20 protein-coding genes are annotated in these 24,525 nt (G+C 59.8%); 10 read left to right on the forward strand and 10 right to left on the reverse strand.

The genetic code is table 11. The features are described from left to right. The first annotated feature begins 71 nt into the window (after nucleotides 1-71). Entirely contained in the window at nucleotides 72-2,765 is a 2,694-nt protein-coding gene (locus ACYVAC_RS11385) for a TonB-dependent receptor (protein WP_461097788.1), read from the forward strand. 61 nt (nucleotides 2,766-2,826) lie between these two features. On the opposite strand, the gene ACYVAC_RS11390 is transcribed toward ACYVAC_RS11385, so the two are convergent. Then, complete coding sequence (locus tag ACYVAC_RS11390; RefSeq protein ID WP_461097789.1) at nucleotides 2,827-3,291, reverse strand: DoxX family protein; 465 nt, start codon at nucleotides 3,289-3,291, stop codon at nucleotides 2,827-2,829. A 274-nt stretch (nucleotides 3,292-3,565) separates the two neighbouring features. Then, a complete protein-coding gene (locus ACYVAC_RS11395; RefSeq protein WP_461097790.1) occupies nucleotides 3,566-4,144 on the reverse strand; it encodes a hypothetical protein in 579 nt (192 codons plus the stop codon). Nucleotides 4,145-4,627: 483 nt separating this feature from the next. Here ACYVAC_RS11395 and ACYVAC_RS11400 point away from each other — a divergent pair, with 483 nt between their 5' ends. Next, nucleotides 4,628-7,672: a SusC/RagA family TonB-linked outer membrane protein gene (locus ACYVAC_RS11400; protein WP_461097791.1), complete on the forward strand. Its 3,045-nt coding sequence runs from the start codon at nucleotides 4,628-4,630 to the stop codon at nucleotides 7,670-7,672. Between the two features lie 19 nt (nucleotides 7,673-7,691). Next, on the forward strand, nucleotides 7,692-9,377 hold the full coding sequence (locus tag ACYVAC_RS11405) for a RagB/SusD family nutrient uptake outer membrane protein (RefSeq protein WP_461097793.1): 1,686 nt from the start codon (nucleotides 7,692-7,694) through the stop codon (nucleotides 9,375-9,377). An 81-nt stretch (nucleotides 9,378-9,458) separates the two neighbouring features. Here the strand turns inward: ACYVAC_RS11405 and ACYVAC_RS11410 are convergent, their stop codons facing one another. From ACYVAC_RS11410 to ACYVAC_RS11425, 4 genes are all read right to left on the reverse strand, one after another. Continuing rightward, a complete protein-coding gene (locus ACYVAC_RS11410) occupies nucleotides 9,459-9,818 on the reverse strand; it encodes a hypothetical protein (RefSeq protein WP_461097795.1) in 360 nt (119 codons plus the stop codon). Nucleotides 9,819-9,894: 76 nt separating this feature from the next. After that, a complete protein-coding gene (locus ACYVAC_RS11415) occupies nucleotides 9,895-10,707 on the reverse strand; it encodes an RNA polymerase sigma factor (RefSeq protein WP_461097796.1) in 813 nt (270 codons plus the stop codon). A 5-nt stretch (nucleotides 10,708-10,712) separates the two neighbouring features. Beyond that, nucleotides 10,713-11,105 (reverse strand): Hsp20/alpha crystallin family protein, encoded by a 393-nt coding sequence (locus ACYVAC_RS11420; RefSeq protein ID WP_461097797.1) that lies wholly within the window; start codon nucleotides 11,103-11,105, stop codon nucleotides 10,713-10,715. A gap of 101 nt (nucleotides 11,106-11,206) precedes the next feature. After that, complete coding sequence (locus ACYVAC_RS11425; protein WP_461097798.1) at nucleotides 11,207-11,551, reverse strand: hypothetical protein; 345 nt, start codon at nucleotides 11,549-11,551, stop codon at nucleotides 11,207-11,209. Between the two features lie 278 nt (nucleotides 11,552-11,829). Here ACYVAC_RS11425 and ACYVAC_RS11430 point away from each other — a divergent pair, with 278 nt between their 5' ends. From ACYVAC_RS11430 to ACYVAC_RS11445, 4 genes are all read left to right on the forward strand, one after another. Continuing rightward, nucleotides 11,830-13,287 carry a hypothetical protein gene (locus ACYVAC_RS11430; RefSeq protein ID WP_461097799.1) on the forward strand — a complete coding sequence of 486 codons (1,458 nt, stop codon included), beginning with the start codon at nucleotides 11,830-11,832 and terminating at the stop codon, nucleotides 13,285-13,287. 42 nt (nucleotides 13,288-13,329) lie between these two features. Further along, entirely contained in the window at nucleotides 13,330-14,013 is a 684-nt protein-coding gene (locus tag ACYVAC_RS11435; RefSeq protein ID WP_461097800.1) for a glycosyltransferase family 2 protein, read from the forward strand. Nucleotides 14,014-14,100: 87 nt separating this feature from the next. Continuing rightward, entirely contained in the window at nucleotides 14,101-14,991 is an 891-nt protein-coding gene (locus tag ACYVAC_RS11440) for an AraC family transcriptional regulator (protein ID WP_461097801.1), read from the forward strand. A 66-nt stretch (nucleotides 14,992-15,057) separates the two neighbouring features. After that, a complete protein-coding gene (locus ACYVAC_RS11445; RefSeq protein ID WP_461097802.1) occupies nucleotides 15,058-15,795 on the forward strand; it encodes an SDR family oxidoreductase in 738 nt (245 codons plus the stop codon). A 198-nt stretch (nucleotides 15,796-15,993) separates the two neighbouring features. On the opposite strand, the gene ACYVAC_RS11450 is transcribed toward ACYVAC_RS11445, so the two are convergent. The 3 genes from ACYVAC_RS11450 to ACYVAC_RS11460 all read right to left on the reverse strand — a co-directional run bounded on the left by ACYVAC_RS11450 (nucleotide 15,994) and on the right by ACYVAC_RS11460 (nucleotide 19,123). After that, complete coding sequence (locus ACYVAC_RS11450) at nucleotides 15,994-16,926, reverse strand: RluA family pseudouridine synthase (protein WP_461097803.1); 933 nt, start codon at nucleotides 16,924-16,926, stop codon at nucleotides 15,994-15,996. A 208-nt stretch (nucleotides 16,927-17,134) separates the two neighbouring features. Beyond that, nucleotides 17,135-17,932, reverse strand: a complete 798-nt coding sequence (locus tag ACYVAC_RS11455; RefSeq protein ID WP_461097804.1) for a LytR/AlgR family response regulator transcription factor — start codon at nucleotides 17,930-17,932, stop codon at nucleotides 17,135-17,137. A gap of 57 nt (nucleotides 17,933-17,989) precedes the next feature. Next, a complete protein-coding gene (locus ACYVAC_RS11460; RefSeq protein ID WP_461098222.1) occupies nucleotides 17,990-19,123 on the reverse strand; it encodes a sensor histidine kinase in 1,134 nt (377 codons plus the stop codon). A gap of 177 nt (nucleotides 19,124-19,300) precedes the next feature. Between ACYVAC_RS11460 and ACYVAC_RS11465 the strand changes: the two genes are divergently transcribed. From ACYVAC_RS11465 to ACYVAC_RS11475, 3 genes are all read left to right on the forward strand, one after another. Next, a complete protein-coding gene (locus tag ACYVAC_RS11465; RefSeq protein WP_461097805.1) occupies nucleotides 19,301-20,158 on the forward strand; it encodes an SdiA-regulated domain-containing protein in 858 nt (285 codons plus the stop codon). Between the two features lie 92 nt (nucleotides 20,159-20,250). After that, on the forward strand, nucleotides 20,251-20,982 hold the full coding sequence (locus tag ACYVAC_RS11470) for a DUF4405 domain-containing protein (protein ID WP_461097806.1): 732 nt from the start codon (nucleotides 20,251-20,253) through the stop codon (nucleotides 20,980-20,982). A 175-nt stretch (nucleotides 20,983-21,157) separates the two neighbouring features. Further along, nucleotides 21,158-23,689, forward strand: coding sequence for a DUF5686 and carboxypeptidase-like regulatory domain-containing protein (locus tag ACYVAC_RS11475; protein ID WP_461097807.1), 2,532 nt, complete (start codon nucleotides 21,158-21,160; stop codon nucleotides 23,687-23,689). Between the two features lie 135 nt (nucleotides 23,690-23,824). On the opposite strand, the gene pgmB is transcribed toward ACYVAC_RS11475, so the two are convergent. Further along, nucleotides 23,825-24,475, reverse strand: a complete 651-nt coding sequence (pgmB, locus tag ACYVAC_RS11480) for a beta-phosphoglucomutase (RefSeq protein ID WP_461097809.1) — start codon at nucleotides 24,473-24,475, stop codon at nucleotides 23,825-23,827. Between the last annotated feature and the right edge of the window lie 50 nt (nucleotides 24,476-24,525).

Here is a 24,525-nt window from a genome sequence, read left to right on the forward strand (position 1 = left end):
GGGCATTCGGCCAGATGCATTTCGGCGCCATAAGGAACGGAGACAGTTTTGAGCCGTCAATCAAAAACGGTATGAAAACGACCCTATTTACGCTACTCAACGTTTGTGCAGTACTGAGTGCCAGTGTGGCCCTCGCTCAATTTCCCGGGGGGGGCACCCCGGGCGGGATGCCCGGCGCCCGGCCCGACGGGCAGCGCCCCGACCGCAGTGCCACTATGCCGGCTACCGAGTCGGCCGAACCGACGCCCCGGGGCAACGGTAAAATCACCGGCGTGCTCATCGATTCGACCAGCGGTAAACCCGTCGAGTTCGGCACCATCGCGCTGCTCAACCCCACTTCCAACAAGCCGATCGACGGTACCACCTCCGACGACAAGGGTAAGTTTACCCTCGCCAAACTGGCCCCCGGTAAGTACCGCCTGCAGCTGTCGTTTATCGGCTACCGCGACCGCATCACCGACCTGGTTACCATTGATAAAGGCACAAGCCTCGACCTGGGCAATCTGAAGCTGGCCCCCGACACCCGTACGCTGGCCGAGGTCAACGTGGTGGGACAGGCGGCCATGATCGAAGAAAAAGTAGACCGCCTGGTCTACAACGCCGATAAAGACATCACAGCCAAGGGGGGCGATGCCGGCGATATTCTGCGCAAGGTGCCGATGCTTTCCGTTGACCTCGACGGCAACGTGACGCTGCGGGGCAGCAGCAACGTGCGGGTGCTCATTAACAACAAGCCCAGCACCATTGTGGCCAGCAGCGTGGCCGACGCGCTGAAGCAGATTCCGGCCGACATGATTAAAACGGTCGAAGTCATCACCTCGCCTTCCGCTAAGTATGATGCCGAAGGGTCGGGCGGGATCATCAACATCGTTACCAAAAAGCAGACCCTCCAGGGCGCCACGCTCAACATCGACGGCGGGGTAGGCAACCGGGGCAGCAACCTGGGTCTCAACGCCAATTACCGGACGGGTAAAATGGGCTTTAGCCTGAGCGGGTTCGGCCGGGCCGAATACAACGTGAAAGGGGCCTTCGCCAACGACCAGACCACCCGCACCTACGATGCCATCAACAACACCTACTCGGCCGGCACCCGCACCATCCAGACCGCCAACACGCTCAATCAGCGCCTGTTTGGCAACTACCAGCTGGGCTGGGACTACGACATCAACAAAACCACGTCGCTGACGGCCAGTTTGCGTTACGGCGCCCGCAATGGTACCGTGAATCAGTATAACCTGCTGACAACCACCTACCAGCCGAACGCATTTTTCCCGATCGTGAACGACCGGAACGTGCGCACCACCGACAACTCGGGCACGGTCGATGCCAATATCACCTACACCAAGACCTACAAGCCCCAGCGCGAACTAAGCGTGCTGGCCCTGTACAGCCGGAACAACCGGACCAACAATTTCGTAGCCGATATTCTGAGCAACACCGACTTTCAGACCATCACCTCGCGGCAGCGGAACGATAACCTGAGCTATAACCAGGAGTCGAACCTGCAGGTCGATTACCAGACGCCGATCAACGACAACCAGCTGCTCGAATTCGGGGGCAAGGGCATTTTCCGGCAGGTCAACAGCGAATACCAGTATTTCTTCGCCACCGGCGAAACGGGCGACTACATCAAAGACAACAGCCGCCCCGCCAACACGCTGTTCTACGATCAGAACATTGCCGCTACTTACCTCTCGTATACGCTGACCACCAAGAGCAAATACACCATCAAGGCCGGCGCCCGCTACGAATACACCTTTATCAACGCCCGGTTCAGTAACGAAAGCAACGGCACCAGCCCATCGATTCCCGACTACGGCAACCTGGTTCCGAGCATCAACATCTCGAAAAGTCTGGGCGGTGGCCGCATCATCAAGCTGGCCTATAACCGCCGGATTCAGCGCCCGGGTATTCAGTTCCTGAATCCCAACGTCAACGCATCGAACCCGACCAACATTACGCGGGGTAACATTTACCTCTCGCCCGAGCTGACCGACAACATCGAGCTGAGCACGAGTGCCAACATCAAAGGACTCTACCTGAATGCCTCGCTTTTTGCCCGCCGGACCAACAATGAAATTACGGCCGTCCGCGACGTAACGACCCAGCAGTTTGGCGACGTAGCCAACCCCGTGCTGCAGCAGGTAATCAACACCTCGTACCAGAACATCGGCTACCAGGACGCCTACGGGCTGAACCTGTTCGGGAACGGTACCTTGTTCAAGAAACTGCAGCTGGGTGGCGGTATCGATCTGTACCACGTCAACCTGACCAACAACAGCAGTTCGCCCATCTATTCGGCGTCGAACTCGGGCTGGGTAGTGGGTGGCCGCATCATGAGCAGCCTGTCGCTGGCCAATGGCTGGGGTTTCCAGCTCTTTGGCGGTGGCCGCGGCAAACAGATTCAGCTGCAGGGCTATCAGAGCCCCATGTATTTCTACAGCCTGGGCGTTCGCAAAGATTTCAACAACAAGAAAGCCAGCCTGGGCATTGCCGCCGAGAACGTGTTCAACCACCCCTTTGTGCAGCGTGCCGAACTATCGTCGCCCATCCTGACGCAGGTGTCGAGTACCAGCTTCTACAACGCCGGTGTGCGCCTGACGTTTAGCTACAAACTAGGCAAGATGAGTTTCGACGCGCCCCAGAAACGCCGGAAGTCGATCAACAACGACGACGTGAAAGACGGTGAAGGCGGTGGCGACACGCAACCCCAGGCCGCTCCGGCCGGCGGTGGCGGGGGTCGGGGCAACCGCAACGGCCGCTAAGCCGACCGGAGTACCGGATTGACCTAACCGGGCGCTGCACGAAAGCAGCGCCCGGTTTTTTTTATGCATGCGCCTGGTCGTTTGACCGGGTCAGGGCCGCATCGACGCTGGCCTTGCCGCCCCCGGCCAGCAGCACGATGCCTGTCAGGCCAAACAGCAGGATGAAGTATTCGAGTCCTTCTTCTTTATTGGCTTCGGCGTACCAGTTCATAAAAAAGCCGCTGTGCAGGTGACTCGTCAGAACAACGCCGATAAAGTTTCCGAGTATGCCGAGCGCGGCTACGCGGGTGGCCACCCCCACGATGAGCATCAGGGAGCCGAAAAACTCGATCAGGATGACCAGCAGGGCGACTATCCAGGGCAGGCCCGCCGGGCCGGTCAAAAAACCCATGGTGTCGGTAAAGCCCCCACCCCCAAACCAGCCCAGTAGTTTCTGGGCTCCGTGTGGAAACACAACAATGCCGAGGCTAAGGCGTGCAATCAGGGCAGTCAGGCTGGCCGCATTCGTGGCGAGTAACGTTTTCATCGAATAAGGTTGGTAACGGACTAAACAGATGGTACGCCCCAATCTAGCGCGAATTTCTGAGTTGTTCGGTATCGGCCCGGCGCCGGGCTTCGCCCAAAAGCAGTACTCACTTCGGAGGCAGCCCCGGGCAACCGGTGTCCCGTTCGCGTCCGTTCATTCGCCCAACGGCCCTTCCGTGGCGGCCTGAAACGCTTCTTAAATGGCCGATCCGACAAAGGGAACAGCGCTGGTGAACTGTTCCCTTTGTCGGATCGGGCCGAATGGCAACGGGTACTTACTCGGCTGCCGTTTCGGCAGGAACCACACCGGGGCTGTAGAACAGCTGGGTCAGCCGAATGGCTTTTTCGACGGGTTTACCAGCCATCCGGTCGATGGCGTCGAACAGTCCTTTTTTATCCGGCTGGTCGTAATAAACCTTGTTCAGGTTGTCGGTCGTGATGCTGTAGAGGGGCGAGTCGGGGGTGCGGCTGAAGAAATAGGCCGTTTGCGGAAACGGATCGGCATTGGCTGGCCGGCTGTACACGTAGATCCGGTCGGCATGCTCGACCTTATACTGATCCCCGTCGACCAATCGGTAATCGACATCATTGACACGCTGCCCCCAGAGGGTGCTCATCGGAATGTTATCGGCCGCCTGATCGCCCTGACGGATCGAGACGATGTGTTTCCCTTCGCGATCGCGCAGGCGGTAACCCGTCTGATTATTGTCGAACCCATCGGCCAGCCGGTGGTGGCTAAAGTCCGATGCGGAGCGGTACACCCCATTGTCGGGTACCGGCACAAACGAAGCGGGGGCCTGCGCCCGGGTCAAAAAAGGCATCGCCGTTAAGGCGGCCAGCAGGGTCATTTTCATAACGAGAAACGATTTAATTGATAACGTGTACTCGTTCGTCATAGGATGCTGTGGCCGGGGCGGGACCTCCGCGCTCCCGACCCGACAAATGTGCAGGGCCGGGATTAGCCCCGCATGAAATTCAGATTAAGTGACCATTAAGGTTACAGGAAGACGCCCCCCGCTGACAGTGCCAGCCACCCCGGCTCCCGGCGATACCGCCCGGTATCCTACTCACCCGACGGAGCAACAGCCAACCCACTCCGGCCCTCAACCCGCCCCCCGGGCATGCATTTATTAAAAAATTAATAAATATATCAAATCTGCTTTAACCTGGTGACCAACAGAGAACTTTACCCCTTAAAACGGGAGCGACTGGTGAAAATAACCCGCCTGAACGCGTCGATACGGATTGTTTATTAAGCTTTGTTTAAGTCTGTAGGGAGAAGGGCGGGACCGTTGTCTTTAGCCGGAAATTTGCACCCAGTTTAATTCCTCCGACACATGACCCAATTCTATCGTTCTTCATCACCCCCGAACCGGGTCTGGCGAACCGCCCTGTATGGTTTACTGACGGCCGCCACCCTGGGCCAGACCGGCCTGGCCACAGCCGCCCCTGCCCCTGCACCCGGCGCCACCCGACAGTCACTGGCCGATATTACCCTGACGGGGCGCGTTACCGACGCCACCACGGGTGAGGCTTTGGCGGGCTGCAGCGTGGTTATTAAAGGCACCCAGCGGGGCACCACAACCGATGCACAGGGCAACTTCAAACTGGTTGTTCCGAACAATACGGTGACGCTTGTTTTTGGCTTTATCGGTTTTGTCTCGCAGGAAGTGCCGGTTGGTAGCCAGACCGTTCTGAACATTGCCCTGAAATCGTCGGCATCCGATCTGAATCAGGTGGTGGTTATCGGGTATGGCAGCACGACCAAGCGCGACATGACCGGTTCGGTCAAGTCGATCAAGAGTACCGATTTCAACCGCGGCATCATCAACTCCCCCGAACAGCTCATTCAGGGTAAAGTAGCCGGTGTCAACGTTACGTCGGCCAGTGGCGAGCCCGGCAGCAGCCAGAGCATTACGGTGCGCGGCCCCGGTGGCGTCCGCACGGGCAGCACGCCCCTCTTCGTACTCGACGGCATCCCGCTCGACAACTCGTCGACGGGCGGAGCCACCAACCCGCTGAACTTCCTTAACCCGCAGGACATCGAATCGGTCGACGTACTGAAAGATGCGTCGGCCACGGCGATCTACGGGGCGCGGGGAGCCAACGGGGTGGTGCTGATTACCACCAAAAAAGGAAAGTCGGGCGCGTCGTCGTTCAACCTGTCGTCGAGCCTCGCCGTGTCGACCATGGCCCGCCCGCTGAACGTGTTCAAAGCCGATGAATACCGCCAGCAGGTCAAGGCCGTGGGTGGTGTGCTCGACGACCGGGGGGCCAACACCGACTGGCAGAACGAAATCAGCCGCACGGCGCTTACCCAGAACCACAACCTGTCGTTCAACGGCGGAGCTGACCGGCTCACCTACTACGGCTCGTTTGGCGTGCAGGACCAGCAGGGTATTCTGAAAAACAGCTCGCTCAAGCGCTACACCGGCCGCATCAACGCGTCGCAGAAGTTTCTGGAAGATCGCCTGACGGTCGATGTGAACCTGACGGCGTCGCAGACGGTGAATCAGCGCCCGCCCATCGGCAGTTTAGTCGGGGGTGCCATTTCGGCCAACCCTACCTACCCGGCCTATGACTCGACCGGCGCTCCGTTCAAGTACCAGGGGGGTACCAACCCGCTCACCACGCTGGCGCTGGAGAAAGACGTCACGACCATAAACCGGGTGGTAGGCAGCATTTCGCCCTCGTTCCGGATCCTGAAAAATCTGGTGTACAAACTCAACCTCGGCGTCGACAACGCCGGCTCGACCCGCGATCAGCAGTCGCTGGCAAACCTGGTGCCGCAGCAGGACGGCCGGTTGCTGAGCACCTACAACACCAACCGCAACACCCTCATTGAAAACTACTTCACTTACACCCTCACCCGCGACGATCACAACCTGACGGCGCTGCTGGGGCATTCGTACCAGAAGTTTTTTATTCAGGCGCGGCAGTGGAGCATCAACAAATTTCCGATCACGCCGGTCGAGCCGATCTACAACCCTGGTCTGGGGCAGGATCTGACGCTGGCCAACAACCGGCCTACGGGCTACGCGCTGCAAAACGAACTTCAGTCGTTTTTCGGCCGCGTGAACTACGCCTACAAAGACAAATACCTGCTGACGGCCACCGTCCGGGCCGACGGCTCGTCGAAGTTCGGCGCGAATAACAAATACGGGGTGTTCCCATCGTTTTCGGCAGGCTGGCGTCTGTCCGACGAAGCCTTCCTGCAGTCGGGGCCCTTCACCGATCTGAAACTACGCGCGGGCTGGGGGCAAACGGGTAACCAGGAAATTCCGGCCAAGATTACGCAGGCGCTCTACACAGCGCAGGTATCGGCCACCACCAGCTACCCGCTCGACGGGTCGACGGCCTACCCGGCCGGTATCTCCTACACGCGGCTGGCCAACCCCGACATCCAGTGGGAAGTTTCGTCGCAGACCGACCTGGGCCTCGACTTCGCCCTGTTTAAAGGTGCCCTGTCGGGTTCGGTCGATTACTTCAACAAGGTGTCGAAGAAAATCCTGCTCGAAGTGATTCCGGCCGATCCCATTCAGCCCGCCAGTACCTACTGGACCAACGTGCCCAACATGAGCATCCGCAACAGCGGGGTCGAGCTGGAGCTGAACTACCGCTACGCCAGCCTGAGCGGCTTCCGCTTCGACATCGGCGGCAACATGACCTTTATCAGCAACAAGGTCAGCAACTCGCCCTACTCGGTTATCACGTCGGGTTCGGCGCAGGGCTCGGGGCTGTCGTCGGCTACGGTCAACGGCTACGTCAACGGGCAGCCCATCGGCACGTTCTTCCTCAAAGACTTCACGGGCTTCGATGATAAAGGCATCAGCACCTACCGCGACACCGACGGCGACGGCCTCGTCACCGATAAAGACCGGATTGCGGCCGGCAGTGCCCTGCCCACGAAGCAGTTCAACCTCAACAGTTCGGTGGCCTACAAAGGCTTCGACCTGGCCATCAACTTCAACGGGGTGTCGGGCAACAAGGTGTATGACAATACGGCCAACGCCAACTTCTACAAGCTGCGGCTGTCGAAAGGGCTGAACACCACGCCCGAAGCCATCCAGTACACCAATGAGTCGATCAACAACGCGGCTCCGGTGTCGACCCGCTTCCTGAAAGATGCGTCGTTCTTCCGGCTCAACAACCTGGCGCTGGGCTACACCCTGAATCCCCGCCTGATTGGCCTGAACCGCTGGGTCAACAACATCCGGCTATCGGTAACGGGGCAAAACCTGTTCGTAATCACGTCCTACAACGGCTACGACCCCGAAGTAAACATCGACCAGACGGTCAACGGCATTTCGTCGTACGGTATCGACTACCTCAGCTACCCCAAAGCGCGTTCGGTTGTTTTCGGCCTGAACCTCACTTTCTAATCGCTCCGTCATCACGACCATGAAGAAATTTGTTATCTCCGTTGCGGCCCTGCTGGGGCTGGCGGGTCTCTACAGCTGTACCTCGCTCGATGAAACGGTGCTCGACGAAGCCTCCGTATCGGGCCTGTCGGACCGGCAGCTGGCCGATGGCAACATCGCCCCGGTCTACGCCCTGCTGCCCAACCTGTTTACCCATACCAACTACTTCGCCATTCAGGAAATCCCGACCGACGAGGCCATTCTGCCCTACCGGGGCGGCACCGACTGGGGCGACAATGGTATTTACCTGGCGCTGCACCAGCACACCACTACCAGCACCGACCCCAACCTGTTGAGCACCTGGAACATTCTGGTTCAGAGCCTATCGCGCTCGATCTCGGCCATCAGTGCGCTGCCTGCCCTCAAAGACCCGCAGGCGAAGGTGTATCTGGCCGAAGCCCGCGGCATGCGTGCCTACTACTCGATGGTGATGCTCGATCTGTTCGGCCTCATTTTCGTAAAAGAGGATCCGCAGGGCACCTCCAAAGTGCTGCGTGGCGAGCCGGCCTATGCCTACGTGCTGAGCGAACTGCAGGCCGTTGAGCCCGATCTGCTGCCCACCGTGGGACCGGGTCGGCTGAGCAAGGGCGCCTGCTGGGGCTTGCTGGCCCGGCTGTATCTGAATGCGGCTGTGTACCGCGACCGCTACGCCAGCCAGTATAATTTCCAGGCGGCCGATATGGACAAGGTGATCGAGTACTGCGACAAGGTCATCAACTCGGGCCAGTACCAGCTGGCCCGCGATTACTTCTCGATCTTCAACCAGAACAACCACGACAACAAGGAGCTGGTCTTTGCCGTCGACCAGCGCGCCGAGCTGAACGGTACCAACCGTCTGGCTTATTTCTCGCTGTCGGGCGACCAGTTTCCGCTGCCGGCCTACCCGGCGGCCAACGGTACCGACGGCCCGGCCATCACGCCCGACTACTACCGCAGCTGGGTCAATGCCTACAGCCCGCAGGACCCATCGGTCGATCCGCGCTTCTACCGGCAGAATCTGTCGATCTATTCGAACCCCGCCGATTCGTGCGTGGCCGCCGACGATTTCAACATCAACCGCGGTATTCTGCGCGGGCAGCAGTATGGTCTGATCCGGGTCAACGGCGCGTTTGTGAAATGTCCCGATGGGAAGTTTAAAGTCGGCAAGCTGTTCAACGTATCGCGCAACCGGCCCACCACGCCGGTCAATTTCACCGAACAGGTCAACTTCACGGTGGCCGGCAGCGACTACAGCACCGGCTACCGGGTGGAGAAATACGAGTTCAGCAAGAAGTCGACGAGTGGTCGGAACCTGGGCGATGCCGATATTTCGATCGTGCGCCTGGCCGATATCTACCTGATGCGGGCCGAAGCCAAACTGCGGAAAAGCAACGATGCCGCCGGCGCCCTGGCCGATGTGAACACCGTTCGGGCGGCCCGTACGCTGACCACCCCGCCCCCGGCCCTCACCAGCATGACCCTCGACCTGCTCTTCCGCGAGCGTGGTTTCGAGTTCTACTGGGAAATGCTGCGCCGGACCGACATGATCCGGTTTGGGAAGTACGAAGGCACCTGGACCGAGAAAACGAATACCGATCCGAAGAAGCGGGTTTTCCCGATTCCGCAAACCGCCATCGACGGTGCTTCGAATCTGCCCGGCTACCTCACCCAGAACGAAAGCTACTAACCCCTGGCCCAAACGCATCGGGGGCACCGGGTCGACACGCGTTGTGTCGACCCGGTGCCCCCGATGCTGTTATCAGGCTGTTTAATCGGTATCCCGGTCTCCGCAGTGTCGGCGAAACCGTTCTTTCAGTTGTTCCCGGCCTTCGGGGGTCATCTGCTGCCAGCGTTCGGCCATCCGGCGTTTCCAGCGGTTGGGTCCACCGGCGTCGTCGGGCATACCGCGCCGGGCTGCGCCCCAGCCGCGCGGCCCCAGTCGAAATCCCGTTAGGAGCCGGCCCAGCAGCAGCAGCCCCAGTGCCTGCCAGAACGTAATGGTCGACAGGCCCGCAATGTCGGGCAGCAGGGCGTTCCAGAGGGTACGCACGGCCAGCCCCATCAGCCCCACAACGAGCATCCCCAGGATCAGCATCCGGAAAACCCGGCCAAAATGACGTTGTTTCATCGGTCGGCGATCGGTTAGCGGCTGGTGCCGCCCGGCAAAGCTACGGGCTTTCCGGCGTTTGGGCCGCGGGTAAGCCTTAGTTTCGGTCCAGAAAGTCGTCATACAGTTCGCGGAGTCGTTTGCGCAAATGCAGCACGGCGTAGCGTTTGCGCGACAGCAGCGTGTTGACCGCTACACCCCACGCGGCCGACAGTTCGCTGAAGGAGCGCCCTTCCAGTTCGTGCTGCACAAACGTGTCGCGCTGCTCGGCAGGCAGTTCGGCCAGCGCGTCGGCCAGGGCTTCCATGACCGTTTCCCGAAAAAACTCGCTTTCCGGTCCGGCATCATCGGCAATGGCCAGCCATTCCAGCAATAAAGTGCCATCGCTGTCATCATCGGTATCGGGCGGACTGATCGACACGGTTCGGTCGCCATTGGGCCGGGCCCGCCGGTACCAGTCGCTGATTTTGTTGCGGGCCACGGCAAACAGCCACGACGCCACCCGCTCGATGGGGCGCGCCAGCTGGTAGGCTTCGGTCAGCTCCATAAACACATCCTGCATCACATCCTCGGCATCGTCGGGGTCGGGCAGTCGTTTGCGGATAAAGGCCAGCAGGCGGCTCTGCTCCCGGCGGATGGTTTCGCCCAGGGCCACGGTCGAGCGCGGCTCCGGGCTGGTTGCCGGGTCGGTGGGCCGGCTGCCCGGCGAATGCCCCACAGCGCCCCCGTCCGACGCCATTTGCAGGGTCAGGGCCGGGGTGTAGGGCGATAGCGACGAAAGCGACAGCGTCATGGCAACGTAGTAGGCCGGAGCCGGGTTGTACAGTAGAAAGCGAAACAGCAGCCGGCTGGTGCCCCGCCGATCCCACTTTGGGATAAGCGGAGCCTCAGCCAGGCTAACCGGTCTCATCGGCCCTAGCCCACCGGGATGGTCTGGGGAGGTACGTTGGTAGCCGGGTCTTTCGGCAGCGTGATGCGCAGCACCCCATTGGCGTAGGCGGCCGAAATCTGATCGGTCAGTACTTTGCCGTTGAGCCGGAACTGGCGCTCAAAGCCCGACGGCTCGTGTTCCCGATACGCCCCCTTGCCGGGCTCCTCATCGGTAGACTCGGCCCCCGGATAGCTCACCGTCAGGATATCATCCTTGACGCGCAGGCTTACCCGGTCGCGGCTGAGGCCGGCGGCAAAGAGCGATAGCTGAAAGGCATCGTCGGTCTCGTCGATATTGACGGGCGGTTGCTGCGACCCCCAGCCCGGCCGGCCCCAGAAGCCTCCGAAGCGCCCCCGGCCCCAACGGCCCCGGCCCATAGTTCCACATCCCTGTTTATACGCGTGTTGAAAATCGTGTTTCGTATGCATGGCTTTTCTGTTGTTCAGGTTGTTTACCTGTTGATGCGCGGCTGCGCGGTTTATTGAATGGAAATAATCTGCCCCGACTGGTGGGCCCAGCCCGCCCCATAGCGGGCGCTCGCGGTCTGACCCGAACGGCGCCAGGGCTGGCCGGGCCGATCCCAGTGTTCACCCATCGGCCCGAACGATTCGTCGGCGCCGTTGCCGTCGATCGACAGGATCTGCGGCTGCAGCGCCCTGGTCTGGCCCGGCCCACTGCCCCACAGGCGCATGGCCTGCCCGGCAATTACCCGGATCAGCAGGATGGTAGCTCCCGCCAGTATCATAAATTTGGCCAGTACGGCCACCAGCATCAGGGCGATGCCCGCCAGGAGCACCAGCCCCCCTATTCGCCACATTGTCATAGTCGTGTTTGGTTGGTTGTATAAGCAGAACCGGCGCGCAGCCGCCCGGCGTTTCAGTTGCACCCTGCCGCGGTTCTGTAAGGGTAGTCGCGAAATGGGGTGAGCCTATTGTACGGTTTGCCCATTTTTTTTTCGGCGGGGCACCCGGCTGGTTTCGAGTGACTAAGCCAGCCCCAACCGCCAACGGCCGGACCATACAGTAATCGGCTGGCGCCCAACCGGGGCAAACGGCTATCTTTGGAGTCGTATATACCGGTCAGTTCCGTCAGGTGTCGTTTATGATTCGACCTTTCCTCGCACTAGTTCTTCTGTTCAGTTGCCTTTTTTACGTATTCGTCTACAATTCGGGCTTCGGCTACGATGCGCTCGAGTACCTCTACGTGGCCCGGTCGCTCGACCAGGGCCACACGCTCTATGATTTCATCCCCTCCAAATCGTACCTGATCTACGCGTCGACCCACGTCCTGCTGGGGTTGCTGGGCGGCTACTCGCACGCTACCATTTCGGCGCTCATTACCCTCCTGGCCACGGGCGTTGTGCTGGCCGCCGGCTGGGCCTGCCGGCCGTTTGGGAAACGGGCCGCCGGGCTGGCAGCGGGCCTGACGGGCCTCTGCTGCTTTTTTACCGAGATGAACTTTCTGGAGCCCGAAAGCTGGATTGCCCTCACGGGGCTGCTGGCCTACGGGCTGGTGATCCGGCAGGATGGCCGGGCCTACTGGCGGTGGCTGGCGGCCGGGGTGCTGCTCGGCATCGGCATGTGCTTTAAAAGCGTGGCGGCTTTCTACGTGGTGGCCTACGGTGCCTACGTGGGGCTGCTCTGGCTGACGGGCCGGCACACCTTTGGGCAGATGGTGGCCCGGGGACTGCTGGTGCTGGGGGGCTTTGCCCTGCCGCTGCTGCTGTCGGCCGCTTATTTCTACGCCACCGGTCGGCTCAGCCCGCACGTTGAGTGGACCTACATCTACCCCTTTGGCGGCTACCCGTCGCATACCCTGTTTCTGACCAAGTTTCTGGTGAAACTAAGCTGGCTGCTGCTGCTGCTGGCGGCCTCGCTGGTGGTGGTCTGGCTGCGGCCCTACCGCGACCGCTATCGGCAAACGCCCGCCCTGTGGCTGGCGCTGCTGCTGGCCGCCTTCGGCAGCATTTCGCTGTTTAAAACCCAGGCCAGTCATTACTTCTTCCCGTCGGCCGTATTCATTGCCGTTCACCTGGGCTTTCTGGCCGACCAGCTGCTGCCCCCAACCACAACCCGGCGGCTGCCGGCCGGCGCCTGGGTGAGTGCCGTCATTACGCTGATCGTACTGGGCGTTGGTCTCTACGCGTACCGGCCCGATGCCGTCCGGCGTTTTACGCACCTGGCCGATTACAGCGGTGAAGCGTATATGGGTGAGTTTATCCGGCAGCAGACCGGCCCGACTGGGCACGCGCTTATTCTGGACAACCCCATGCTGCTGTACTTCCTGGCCGACGTTACGCCCAACGTCCCGTTTATCAACACCGAAATGCAGACGACGCACTACGTAGCCGGCCACCCCGACACCTACGCCCGGGCCCTGGCCGATACCAGCCTGAAACTAGTGATTCTGGGTAACCGCCCTACCCTTATCGACGACAGTACGGCCGTGCACCAGCCGGCCAACGCCTATGCGCTCCGGCAGCTGCAGCAGGCATTGCCGCGCTATTTCAAACCGGGCACCGACTCCCTGTTTCCCATGAAATACTGGGTGCGCAAATAATCGCCCCGGTCTCCTATCTTTGTTAAGCTCCTCCCTGTTTGTATGTTGCTTTCTGTACTAATTCCGGCTTACAACGAAATCAAGTCGATCGACGCCATTCTGGAAAAGATTCAGGCGGTACCGCTGGAAAAAGAGATTATCATTGTCGACGATGGATCGACGGACGGTACCCGCGAACGACTGGCAACCTACAGTTCGGTCTCCAACATCCGGGTTATCAACCACGAACGCAACCAAGGCAAAGGGGCTGCCATCCGTACGGCCATTCAGCACATGCGCGGCACCATCGCCATCGTGCAGGATGCCGATCTGGAATACGAACCCCAGGATTACATGAAGCTGGTGGAACCCATCGAGGCTGGACGCGAAAAGGTGATCTACGGATCGCGGTTTCTGAAGCCCGAAAACCGGCACTCCTACTTTAGCTTTTACCTGGGCGGGCAGGTGGTTACCTGGATTACCAACCTGCTCTACAACCAGCGCCTGACCGACGAGCCCACCTGCTACAAAGTATTCGAAGCCGACTTTCTGCGGTCGATTCCGCTCGAGTGCACACGCTTCGAATTCTGTCCCGAGGTCACGGCCAAGGTGGCCAAACGGGGTATTCGCATTCACGAACTGCCCATCAACTACTACCCCCGCTCGCTGGAAGAGGGCAAGAAAATCTCGTGGTTCGACGGGATCGAAGCCATCTGGGTGCTGCTGAAATACCGGGTCATGTCGTAGGCCGTTGGGCATACGGGCCGCCCGGCCACAACAAGTAACACCAGCCACCCGACGGTTTTCGAGCGGCCCGCCCCAACCTGTACCCGTATGCTGCTGCGCACCGATCAGCCCACCGTTCCCATTTACCCGCTCGAACCCGACGCGCAGACCGGCAATCCGCACTTCCGGCTCTACCAGTTCGACGGTACCCTGCCCGAGCAGGCCGACCTGCTGGTGCCGCACCGAAAAGCCTACTACCTGCTCGTGTTTATCCGGCGGGCCAGCAGCCGGCAGTGGATCGATATGACGCCCTATGCCCTCCGCGACAATACAGTGTACCTGACCACGCCCAATCAGGTCATCGTTAAAGAAGGCTTTACCCATCTCTGGAGCACGGGCATTGCCTTTACCCCCGCGTTTCTGTCGTTTCAGGAAAGTGCCGCCCTGAGCCGCTTACCCTTGCTCCAGCACCCGTCGCACGGGCCGGAGCTGCCACTGGCCGAGGCCGATGTGCAGCTGGTGGAGGAACTGCTGGGCCGCATCACGGCCGAGTACGCCCGGCCCGGCGCCTGGCAACAGCCCATGCTGACGGCGTACCTGACGGTGCTGCTGACCCACCTGAGCCGGCGCTACACAGACTACTATGCCGACCAGCCTGCCCCAACCGACCGGCTGCTGCTGACAACCTACCAGGCCACGATCGACGCGCACTTCCGGACGCTTCATCAGGTAAGCGACTATGCGGCCCTGCTCAACGTGTCGGCGGGCTATCTGAGCGAGCTGGTCAAGGCCCAGAGCGGCCAGCCGGCCATCGTGCATATCCACGACCGGCTCGTGCTCGAAGCCCGCCGACTCCTGTTTCATACGGCCTGGTCGCTCAAGGAAATCGCGTTCGACCTCGGCTTTTCGGATGCGTCGTATTTCAACCGCTTTTTCAAGCGCGAAACGGGGCAGACCCCGGCCGACTACCGGACGGCGATCCGGGAAATGTACCAGTAATGCCGGGAAATGGGCGTCGACGACCCGGTTGGGAACCCCTAGTTTTGCCCGCTAAACAGACGAATCATGAAAACGGTACTGATTACGGGAGCCAACAAAAGTATTGGCTTCGAAACCGCCCGCCAGCTACTGCGGCTGGGCTATTACGTGTACCTCGGCTGCCGCGACGGGCAGAAGGGGCAACAGGCTGCCGACCAGCTCATGGCCGAAGGGCTGACTCAGGTAGAGCCCATTTTGCTGGATGTCGACGATCCGGCTTCGGTGCGGGAAGCCCGTGTCCGGCTGGGGCAAAAAACAGATCGGCTCGATGTGCTCATCAACAATGCCGGTGTTCACGGCAACGTACCCCAGACGGCGCTCGACACCGCGGTCAGCCAGGTGCGGACGGTATTCGATACCAACTTTTTCGGGGTTATCGAGGTCACGCAGGCGTTTATCGACCTGTTGCGGGAGTCGCCCGAGCCGCGGATTGTGAACGTAACGTCGGGGCTGGGTTCGCTGGCCTCGCAGGCCGACCCGAGCTGGAAATATTACCCGGTGAAGCCAACGGCCTACGTGGCCTCTAAGGCGGCTCTCAATGCCTATACCATCGTACTGGCTTATGACCTCCGCGATACCGCGTTCAAGGTCAACGCCGTGGACCCGGGCTATACGGCCACCGATTTCAACAACCACAGCGGTCCGGGCACCGTGCCCGACGCAGCCGCCCGGGTCGTGAAAGCCGCCACCCTCGGCCCCGACGGTCCAACCGGCCTGTTCTTCAGCGACGACAACGCCCCGGACACCGGTATCAGCCGGTGGTAGGGGGAGGGTTAGTTTGGGGTTTGGGGTTTTCAGTAGGCGGTTTTCAGTTTTCAGTTGGCTGACGCTGGCATCACGACTGGTTACGGATACCGGCTGACGCCGTCAACGCAAAACGGTAGCCCTGCTCCGGCAACCATGCGTACCCACGGCAGCGCTGTAAACAGAAAACTGAAAACCCCAAACCCCAAACTACAAACCCTACTCCTCGTCCACTTCCTGCTTTAGCACGGCCAGGAACTGCTTGGGAATGGGGGCGTCGAAGCGCATGGCTGCGCCCGTGATCGGGTGCTCGAAAGCCAGCGTTTCGGCGTGGAGGCCCAGCCGGCCAATGGGGTTGGTTTCGGCCCCGTATTTGGCATCGCCCACTACGGGGTGGCCAATATCCTGCATGTGCACCCGAATCTGGTTTTTACGCCCCGTTTCGAGTTCCAGTTCCAGCAGCGCGTAGTGGTCTGAGGCCCGCATGATGCGGTAGTTGGTAATCGACAGTTGCCCGTGTTCGGGGTTCTGGCTCGAGTACACGATCAGGGCCTTGCTTTCTTTCAGGTACGACTCGATGGTGCCTTCGGCCGGATCGGGAACGCCCTCCACCAGCGCCACGTAGGTACGCTCGCGGATGGTCTGGTTCCAGGTTTCCTGCATCAGCCGCTGCACCTTCTCGCTTTTGGCAAACATCATCACGCCCGACGTTTCGCGGTCGAGCCGGTGGATAATGAAGACGCGGTTTTTGGGATTGGCCTTCTTCACGTAGTCGCTCAGAATACTGTAGGCCGTGCGGTCTTTCTCCTTGTTGGTCGACATGGAGAGCAGCCCCGCCTGTTTATTGATCACGAGCAGGTGCTGATCTTCATAGAGCAGTGTCAGGCCCCGGTACTGCGTGGTTTGGGGTGCCCGCGTAGCCGACACAGTCACCACCATGCCGGGCTTGAGCGGATGGTTGAACTGCGTATAAACTTTACCATCGACCAGGATCTGCTTATTGCTCAGCAGGGATTTGATGTTGTTGCGATTCTTATGGGGAAGCCTGGCTATCAGGAACGCCATCAGTTCGGCGGGTTCGGTAACGGCCAGTTGCTGATCGGTGCGCTGACCACGGGGCCGGTGCGGCTGATCGGGTGTATTGGTATCCATCGAACAAAGGTAGGCAGGCTTCGGTCAGGTTTGTCGTTCTTGGTTTGTTGTTTGTTGTGGGTGGTTTGTTGTTTAGCGTTTTTGCTACGCTGTTTTGGTTATCCGGTTACCGGTTTCTACCGTACGCACAACCCCGCCAGCCCTAGCCTACCCAACGAAACCTGAATACGACAAACAACAGACTACAAACCCCAAACGACAAACTCCCCTACTTCCCCAGCCACTCCTTGAATTCCGTCATGCGGTCGCCACTGACGAACACGTCGTGGCGGGGCCGGGGCTGCAGGTCGAGCTTGAGCTTACCGGCCGAAAACGCGTGGATGGTCTGAATGGCGGGCAGCGATACCAGAAACTGCCGGCTGATCCGGAAAAACTGTTTGGGATTCAGCAGCTGCGTGAGCTTGTCGAGGCTGTAGTCGACGGGCAGGTTGTGGCCCTCTTTAGTGGTCAGAAAGACCACCCGTTCCTCCAGAAAAAAGTAAGCGATGTCTTTGGTTTCGATACTCCGGATTTTGGTACCCACCGAAATCATAAAGCGGTCTTTGTACTCGGTCGTCCGCGACTGCCCCAGCAGGCTGAGCAGCGTGTCGAGGTCGGGCGCGGGCGGACTGGCCGGTACGCCTATGGTACCCATCTGCTCGAACTGCTTTTTCAGCGCCCTGAATTTGTTGATGGCCGCCGACAGCTCATCGTAGTTGATGGGTTTGAGCAGGTAATCGATACTGTTGACCTTGAAGGCCTGGATCATGTATTCATCGTAGGCGGTGGTGAAGATGACAGGCGTGGTGAGCTGCGCCTGCTCAAAAATCCGGAAACCCAGATCATCTTCCAGGTGAATATCCATAAACACCAGATCGACCGGCTCGTGGGGGGCCGACAGCCACGACACGGCCTCCGCCACCGACGGAATCCGGGCCAGCACCTGAATCGACGCGTCGTATTTGTGCAGCATCGTTTCGAGCCGCCGGGCCGTCAGGTTTTCGTCTTCAATTATCAGTACGTTCATTGGGTAGGTAGTCGTCGGCAAGCCGGCGGGTAGGGTCGTCGTTGCCTGTATCATGGCCTAGGTAAGTAGCGGAATTTTCACGATAAAACTGCCATCGGTTTCGCCCACCCAAACGGGCCGTTCCGTCAGCAGGCTGTAGCGCGTCATGATGTTCTGCAGGCCCACCCCGGTCGAATTTTCGGACTGCGGCCGCACCTGCAGGTTGTTGCGAATGACCAGGCAGTCGCCCTCCACCAGAATCTGCACCCGCAGCGGTTCGCGGGCTGACATCCGGTTGTGCTTCACCGCATTTTCGACCAGCAGCTGCAGCGTGAGAGGGGCAATGCTGTAGCGGTTCTGATCGGCATCGGGCACATCGATAAGCACGTCGAACTTATTCTCGAAGCGGATATTGAGCAGAAAGCGGTAGGCCTGTATAAACTCCAGTTCGGTCTTGAGCAGCACCCGCTCGTTGTCTTTCTGCTCCAGAATGTAGCGATAGGCCCGCGATAGCTGGTCGATGAATTTTTCGGACAGATCGGCATCGGCGTGTACCAGCGACGACAGAATGCTCAGGCTGTTGAACAGGAAGTGTGGATTGACCTGGCTTTTGAGGGCTGCAAACTGGGCCGTCACACTTTCCTTTTCGAGTCGTTCGGCCCGCACCTCCACATCTTCGAGCCGGCGGTAGGCCCGGCGGTTGGCAGCCAGGTAAAACGCCGACAGCATGGCCATCACGGTCAGCGCGTTGTTGGCGCGCCGGCGCTGGTCGCGCCCATCCTGCCGCATTTTTTCTTCGGCGGGGGTGGGCGGTGCCTTTCGGGGCGGCTGCTGCATGTGGTAGCTGGGCAGCCGGGCTTCGAGCATGTTGTCGAGGGCGTGCCAGATGGCGTAGAAACCCAGGTTGAACGAAACCGCCATCATACTGGCAATCACCAGCGTGGCCAGCTGGGCCGGCAGTTTGAACTCGACCAGAAAACGCTCGCCGAACCAGACCGAAAAAAAACGGCGGTGAAACCACTCCGACACGCCGATCCAGGCAAAGAAGAACAGTACCGACAGCACAATCTCCATCACAAAGAAAGGCAGCCGGGCCGGCTTCAGCGCCCAGACTGGATTGGTGATATTGATATAGAGACGCAGGGGCCAGTATACCACAAAAACACTCAGGGCCAGCTGCCAGCGCTGGCTTGTGGTTAGTCGGTAGGTCAGCGATTCGGTTCGGTTCACAAACAAATGTACGTTTCGGAACGAGTGGTGGCGAACGAAAGAAGCCGAACGCCCATTTCGACCGGGCGAATGGCGATGATACGCATCCGAAATCCAACCGGCCGACCCCACCTAAATGCGTTCATATCGCCGTATGTTTGCCGCCTAACTGTCTACTCCATGAAACACCTGCTGCTCGGAGCCGGCCTGCTGATGGCGGCCTGCAACCCGTCTGACAAAAAAACGGATACGTCGGCCTCGCCCGCCACGCAGGCCGATACCCCTGCCTTCTCGATGCCCTACCAGCTCGACAAACCCGATCAGCGCGCCACCCTACCCGGCAAGCTGACCGAGATTTCGGGCCTTACCTATTTCAAAGACGGCAAGCTGCTCTGCGTGCAGGATGAAGAAGCGGTGGTGTATGTGTTCGACACCAAAACCCAGTCGGTGGTGAGCGAATTTGGCTTCGGCGGCTACGGCGACTTCGAAGGCATCGAATACGTGGATGGCCATGTGTATGTGCTCGAAAGCAACGGCACGCTCTACCGCTTCGAACCCGAGTCGACCCAGATCGGGCGCACCAAAACCGACCTGCCCGCCAAAACCGAAGTCGAAGGGCTGGGCTACGACCCGCAAACCAACCGGCTGCTGATTGCGGTCAAGAAAAGCGACAACGCCAAAGCCGAAAACTCGGTGTACGCCTATGACCTGCGCAGCAAGGGGGTGTACCGCCAGCTCACCGTCAGCCGCCCCGCCCTCGACGAAGCCCACATCGACACCAAATCGTACAAGCCCTCGGGCATTGCCGTACACCCCATTACCGGCCACTGGTACATCCTCACCTCGGCCGGCAAGCGGCTGGTCGTCGTGAACCGGCAGGGGCAGATCCAGGGTAGCCAGGCCCTCGACCCCGCGCTGTTCCGGCAACCCGAAGGTATCTGCTTCGCCCCCAACGGCGACCTCTACATTGCCAGCGAAGGCAATGGCAAGAAAGGCAGCCTTATGACGTTTGCCTATCAGGGCGACAAAGCGCCGTAAGGCCAGCCCGCGCCCGTTCATTATGAACCTGCGCCGAGGCCCGTATATTTGCAAAAACCCCCACGCAGCCCTGTCATCTTATCCGTTTCTCCATGAAAACAAAGAATCTGGTTTCTCTTTCGGTCGCGCTGGCCTTTCTGGTCCTTGCCGTCACGGGCGTACTCATTTACTTCGGTCAGGGCTCACACCCCGTCGAACACACCCATGCCTGGTTCGGAATGTTATTTGTGCTGGCGGCCATGTTTCACATCGTCAACAACTGGTCGTCGATCACGGCCTACAGCCGCGACCGCCGGACGGGCGGCATCAAGAAAGAGTTTGTGATTCCGGCGGTGCTGGCAGTCGTCTTTGCCGCTGGTATTGCTACCGATCTGCCGGGGTTCAACAAGCTGGCCAACGCCGGCAAATCGCTGTTTCGGGGCGAACGGCCCAAACGGGGTGGCCCGCTGACCCAGTCGGCCGCCGACTCGATTGGCCGGCTTACCGAAGCCACTTTTGGCAAGGCCCTCAACACCGGCGACACCGCAGTGATGGCGGGCGTGATGGCCCCAACCGCTACGCTCTGGAGCGAAACCGGGGCACTGGCCAAAGCCCCGCAGATTGGCAAAGCCCCGCTCGAAGGGGTGCAGTGGATTTCCAACGTGGTCCGGGTCGACCCCGTGGGCGATCAGGTAATGGTTATCTACGGCACGCTCAACCACCCATCCGTAGCCGATCAGTTTTACCGTTTTACGCACGTGCTCAAACAGGACGAAGGCAAATGGCGCATCGTGGGCGGGCAGATGGCCCCCGCCGGCAACGCCCCCAAAACGGCGGTTCGCTAAACTGCTTTACCGGACTCGCTGCAACGGAACCCGGCTTTTCTACGTACCGATCGTGTCTGACGATCGACAACGCTCCGTCGATGACCCATCGACGGAGCGTTTTTTTTCATCACATAGTAAACTCAATTGACTAGTTCTCGGTTACGAGATTGACTCACAACTACACGATTCGGTAATGACTGTTTTCCTGAGGACCGTTCTGGCCCCCCTGGTGCTGCTGTTGGGCAGCCTGGGTCTGGCAGCGGCCCAGACCTCCTTCACCATCTCGGGCCGCGTGGTCGATGCGGCCACTGGCGAAGGTATTCCCTTTGCCAGCATTGCCCTCAAAGGCAAAACAAGCGGTACCACCTCCGATGTCGACGGGCGGTATTCCCTGCGCGTGCCGCAGCTCACCGATTCGCTGCTGGTCCTGAGCCTGGGCTACCGCACACAGGCGTTTCCGCTGGTGGCCGTGGCCCAGCAAACGATAGAGGCCCGACTGGTTTCGGCCGCGACCCGGCTGCAGGAAGTGCGGGTCTACGCCAAAGGGGGCGACCCGGCCTACCGCATTCTGCGCGAAACCGTGCGTCGGCGCGACCAGTACAACCCCGCCCGACTGGCCGCCTATCAGTACGACAGCTACACCAAGATCGAAGGCTACATCAACAATTTCAGCCAGAAGCGAAAGCACAACCGGCGTCCCGGACCCGTTGGCCGACTGCTCGGTAAACTCCCGGCCATTACTGACGAAAACGGGCAGCCCGCCGTACCGGTCTTTATCTCCGAAACCTTTTCCAACGTATTTGCCCGCACCAGCCCCGAAAAGACCAAGGAAAACGTGCAGAAGTCGCACGTGACCGGCGTTGGTGTCAGCGATGGCGGCCTGATTGCGCAGCTGACCGGAGCCTCGTTTCAACAGTATAATTTCTACCGCAACTCGCTCTACGTACTGCGCAAGGATATCCCCTCGCCCGTAGGCAGTCAGTGGGAAACCATATACACCTTCCGGCTGAAAGATACCGTGCAGGTGGGCAGCGTGGCCTGTTACGAGATTGAGTTTTCGCCAAAACGGGCGGCCGATCTGGCTTTTTCGGGCACGGTCTGGGTCGATACGACACAGCTGGCGCTGACCCAGATCGATGCCCGGGTCGACAAGCGGGCCAACATCAACTTCGTCGACGAACTGCACATTGAGCAGAACTGGGAGTCGACGGCCTCGGGCGCCCGGTTTCCGACCCTGACGCAGGTTACGATCGACACCGACGAACCGGCCCCGCGCGCGCCGGGCGCCCTGATCCGCTTCTACGCCACGGCCAGCAACCTCGTTGAAACGCAGCCCAAAGACATCGGTTTTTACGATCCGGCCATCGAACTCGCCGACGATTACCGGCAGGCCGACCCGGCTTTCTGGCAGCAGGTACGGCCGCAGTCGCTCCGGCCCGAGGAGTTCAAAGCTATGCAGGTGGTTGATTCGGTACGCAACGTACCCATTGTGAAAGCCGCCGGCGAAATCATCAAGCTGGGGGTACTGGGCTACAAGCCCATCGACCGACTCCACATCGACCTGGGCCCGGTGCTGTATTCCTATGCCTACAACAACGTAGAGGGCAACCGGTTTCGGCTCGGGCTGCGCACCAACACCGGCTTTAGCCGCAAATGGCTGCTGAGCGGCTATGTTGCTTATGGCACCCTCGACAAACAGCTGAAGTACAGCGGCAACATCGAGTACATCGTGAGTCGCAAACCCTGGACGGTGGTGGGTGTGCAGCGCACCTACGACCTCGAGCGCATCGGCGTCTCGGCCGACAACATCGGCAACAACTCCCTCTTTGCGGCTTATTCGCGCTTCGGCACCATCCGCCGGCCTTATTTTCAGGAAGACAACACCCTCTACGCCCGGCGCGAACTGGGCAGCGGCTTTACGCAGACCCTCGCCGTGCGCAACCGGACGTTCGAGCCGCTGTTTCCCTTCGCGTTTCTGCCGCAGGTGCGTGACAACGACCAGTCGATCCGGACCAGCTACCGCGTAACGGAGCTGATCTCGGAAACACGTTTCGCGCCCGACGAGATCATGCTCCAGAACGACAATGTGCGGGTAAGCGCCGGCGCTACGCGGAAACCCATTTTTACGCTACGCTACACGCTTGGGTTGCGCAACGTGATGGGCAGCGATTTTACGTACCACCGGCTGGCCTTCAGCATGAAGCACTCGGCGCGGCTGGGGGTACTAGGCCGCTCCTACTACACCCTCAGCGGGGGCCTGATTCCGTCGGCAGTGCCCTACCCGCTGCTCTACACGCCCCTCGGCAACGAATCGTCGTTCTACGTGGGCAACGCCTACAACCTCATGAACTACTTCGAGTTTGTGGCCGACCGCTGGGCGTCGGTGCAGTTCGAGCACAACTTTGGCGGCCTGCTGTTTAACCGGCTGCCGGTGTTGCGGCAACTGAAATGGCGCGAACTGATTACGGCGAAGGTGCTGGTGGGGGGCGTGTCGGCCCGCAACCTGAACGACATCCAGAAAACCGATGCGCAGGGCAACGCCGTCGAAGGGTTCAGCTCGCTCGGCAGCACCCCCTACGTCGAAGTGGGCTACGGCATCGATAATATCTTCAAGGTGCTGCGCGTCGATGCCATTCACCGGCTCACCTACCGCGACAACCTGACCCGCACGGGCATCCCCGTCACCCCCTTCGCCATCAAATTCTCCGGCTGGCTGGCGTTTTAACGGTTTTTGGTTTAACGTTTACAGTATTCAGTTTACGGCACACCGCAACCCTGAATACTGTAAACCAAATACTACACACTGAATGCCGAATAGCGCAGTCCGGAATACTGAAAACCGAATACTGTAAACTGAGTACTAAGCTACTCCCAACACCCGCTCCACGGTCAGCTGGTCGAGCGAGGGGGCTACCAGATCGGCCTGCGTGAGTACGTCGGGCTGACCCAGGCCCACCACAAACATACCGCCCCGCTTACCCGCTTCGACTCCGGCCACGGCATCTTCGAACACCACACATTCGCCCGGCTCGACACCCAGTTCGGCAGCACCCTTCGTAAACACTTCGGGGTCGGGTTTGCCCTTGCTGATTTTATTGCCGTCGATAATCGCGTCAAAGGCGTCGAGCATGCCGATCCGCTCCAGAATCAGGGGGGCGTTCTTGCTCACCGACCCCAGGGCCGTTTTCAAGCCCGCTTTTCGCACCTGCGCGAAAAAGGTCGGTACGCCGGGCAAAATATCGTCGGAGGTCATGCGGCTGACCAGTTCCAGATACCATTCGTTTTTCTGCGTGGCCAGCTCCTGCTTCCGTTCGTCGCTGAGCGTCTGCCCGCCGTGGGACAGAATCAGGTCGAGCGACTCCATTCGGCTGACGCCCTTGAGCCCCTCATTAAAGGCTTCTGAAATATCGAAGCCCAGCTCATTGGCAAGCCGGCGCCAGGCCTGATAATGGTAGATCGCGGTGTCGACAATCACACCGTCGAGATCGAATAAAAATGCCTTGATGGCCATAGTCTACATGGGTTGAACCGCAAAAATAACGCTTTCGCCTGTGTAACGGG

The sequence above is a fragment of the Spirosoma luteolum genome, assembly GCF_054778875.1.

Coding starts and splice junctions, on each gene's coding strand:
- ACYVAC_RS11385 (WP_461097788.1), top strand. CDS start 72: ATGAAAACGACCCTATTTACGCTACTCAACGTTTGTGCAGTACTGAGT.
- ACYVAC_RS11390 (WP_461097789.1), bottom strand. CDS start 3,291: ATGAAAACGTTACTCGCCACGAATGCGGCCAGCCTGACTGCCCTGATT.
- ACYVAC_RS11395 (WP_461097790.1), bottom strand. CDS start 4,144: ATGAAAATGACCCTGCTGGCCGCCTTAACGGCGATGCCTTTTTTGACC.
- ACYVAC_RS11400 (WP_461097791.1), top strand. CDS start 4,628: ATGACCCAATTCTATCGTTCTTCATCACCCCCGAACCGGGTCTGGCGA.
- ACYVAC_RS11405 (WP_461097793.1), top strand. CDS start 7,692: ATGAAGAAATTTGTTATCTCCGTTGCGGCCCTGCTGGGGCTGGCGGGT.
- ACYVAC_RS11410 (WP_461097795.1), bottom strand. CDS start 9,818: ATGAAACAACGTCATTTTGGCCGGGTTTTCCGGATGCTGATCCTGGGG.
- ACYVAC_RS11415 (WP_461097796.1), bottom strand. CDS start 10,707: ATGAGACCGGTTAGCCTGGCTGAGGCTCCGCTTATCCCAAAGTGGGAT.
- ACYVAC_RS11420 (WP_461097797.1), bottom strand. CDS start 11,105: ATGGGCCGGGGCCGTTGGGGCCGGGGGCGCTTCGGAGGCTTCTGGGGC.
- ACYVAC_RS11425 (WP_461097798.1), bottom strand. CDS start 11,551: ATGACAATGTGGCGAATAGGGGGGCTGGTGCTCCTGGCGGGCATCGCC.
- ACYVAC_RS11430 (WP_461097799.1), top strand. CDS start 11,830: ATGATTCGACCTTTCCTCGCACTAGTTCTTCTGTTCAGTTGCCTTTTT.
- ACYVAC_RS11435 (WP_461097800.1), top strand. CDS start 13,330: ATGTTGCTTTCTGTACTAATTCCGGCTTACAACGAAATCAAGTCGATC.
- ACYVAC_RS11440 (WP_461097801.1), top strand. CDS start 14,101: ATGCTGCTGCGCACCGATCAGCCCACCGTTCCCATTTACCCGCTCGAA.
- ACYVAC_RS11445 (WP_461097802.1), top strand. CDS start 15,058: ATGAAAACGGTACTGATTACGGGAGCCAACAAAAGTATTGGCTTCGAA.
- ACYVAC_RS11450 (WP_461097803.1), bottom strand. CDS start 16,926: ATGGATACCAATACACCCGATCAGCCGCACCGGCCCCGTGGTCAGCGC.
- ACYVAC_RS11455 (WP_461097804.1), bottom strand. CDS start 17,932: ATGAACGTACTGATAATTGAAGACGAAAACCTGACGGCCCGGCGGCTC.
- ACYVAC_RS11465 (WP_461097805.1), top strand. CDS start 19,301: ATGAAACACCTGCTGCTCGGAGCCGGCCTGCTGATGGCGGCCTGCAAC.
- ACYVAC_RS11470 (WP_461097806.1), top strand. CDS start 20,251: ATGAAAACAAAGAATCTGGTTTCTCTTTCGGTCGCGCTGGCCTTTCTG.
- ACYVAC_RS11475 (WP_461097807.1), top strand. CDS start 21,158: ATGACTGTTTTCCTGAGGACCGTTCTGGCCCCCCTGGTGCTGCTGTTG.
- pgmB (WP_461097809.1), bottom strand. CDS start 24,475: ATGGCCATCAAGGCATTTTTATTCGATCTCGACGGTGTGATTGTCGAC.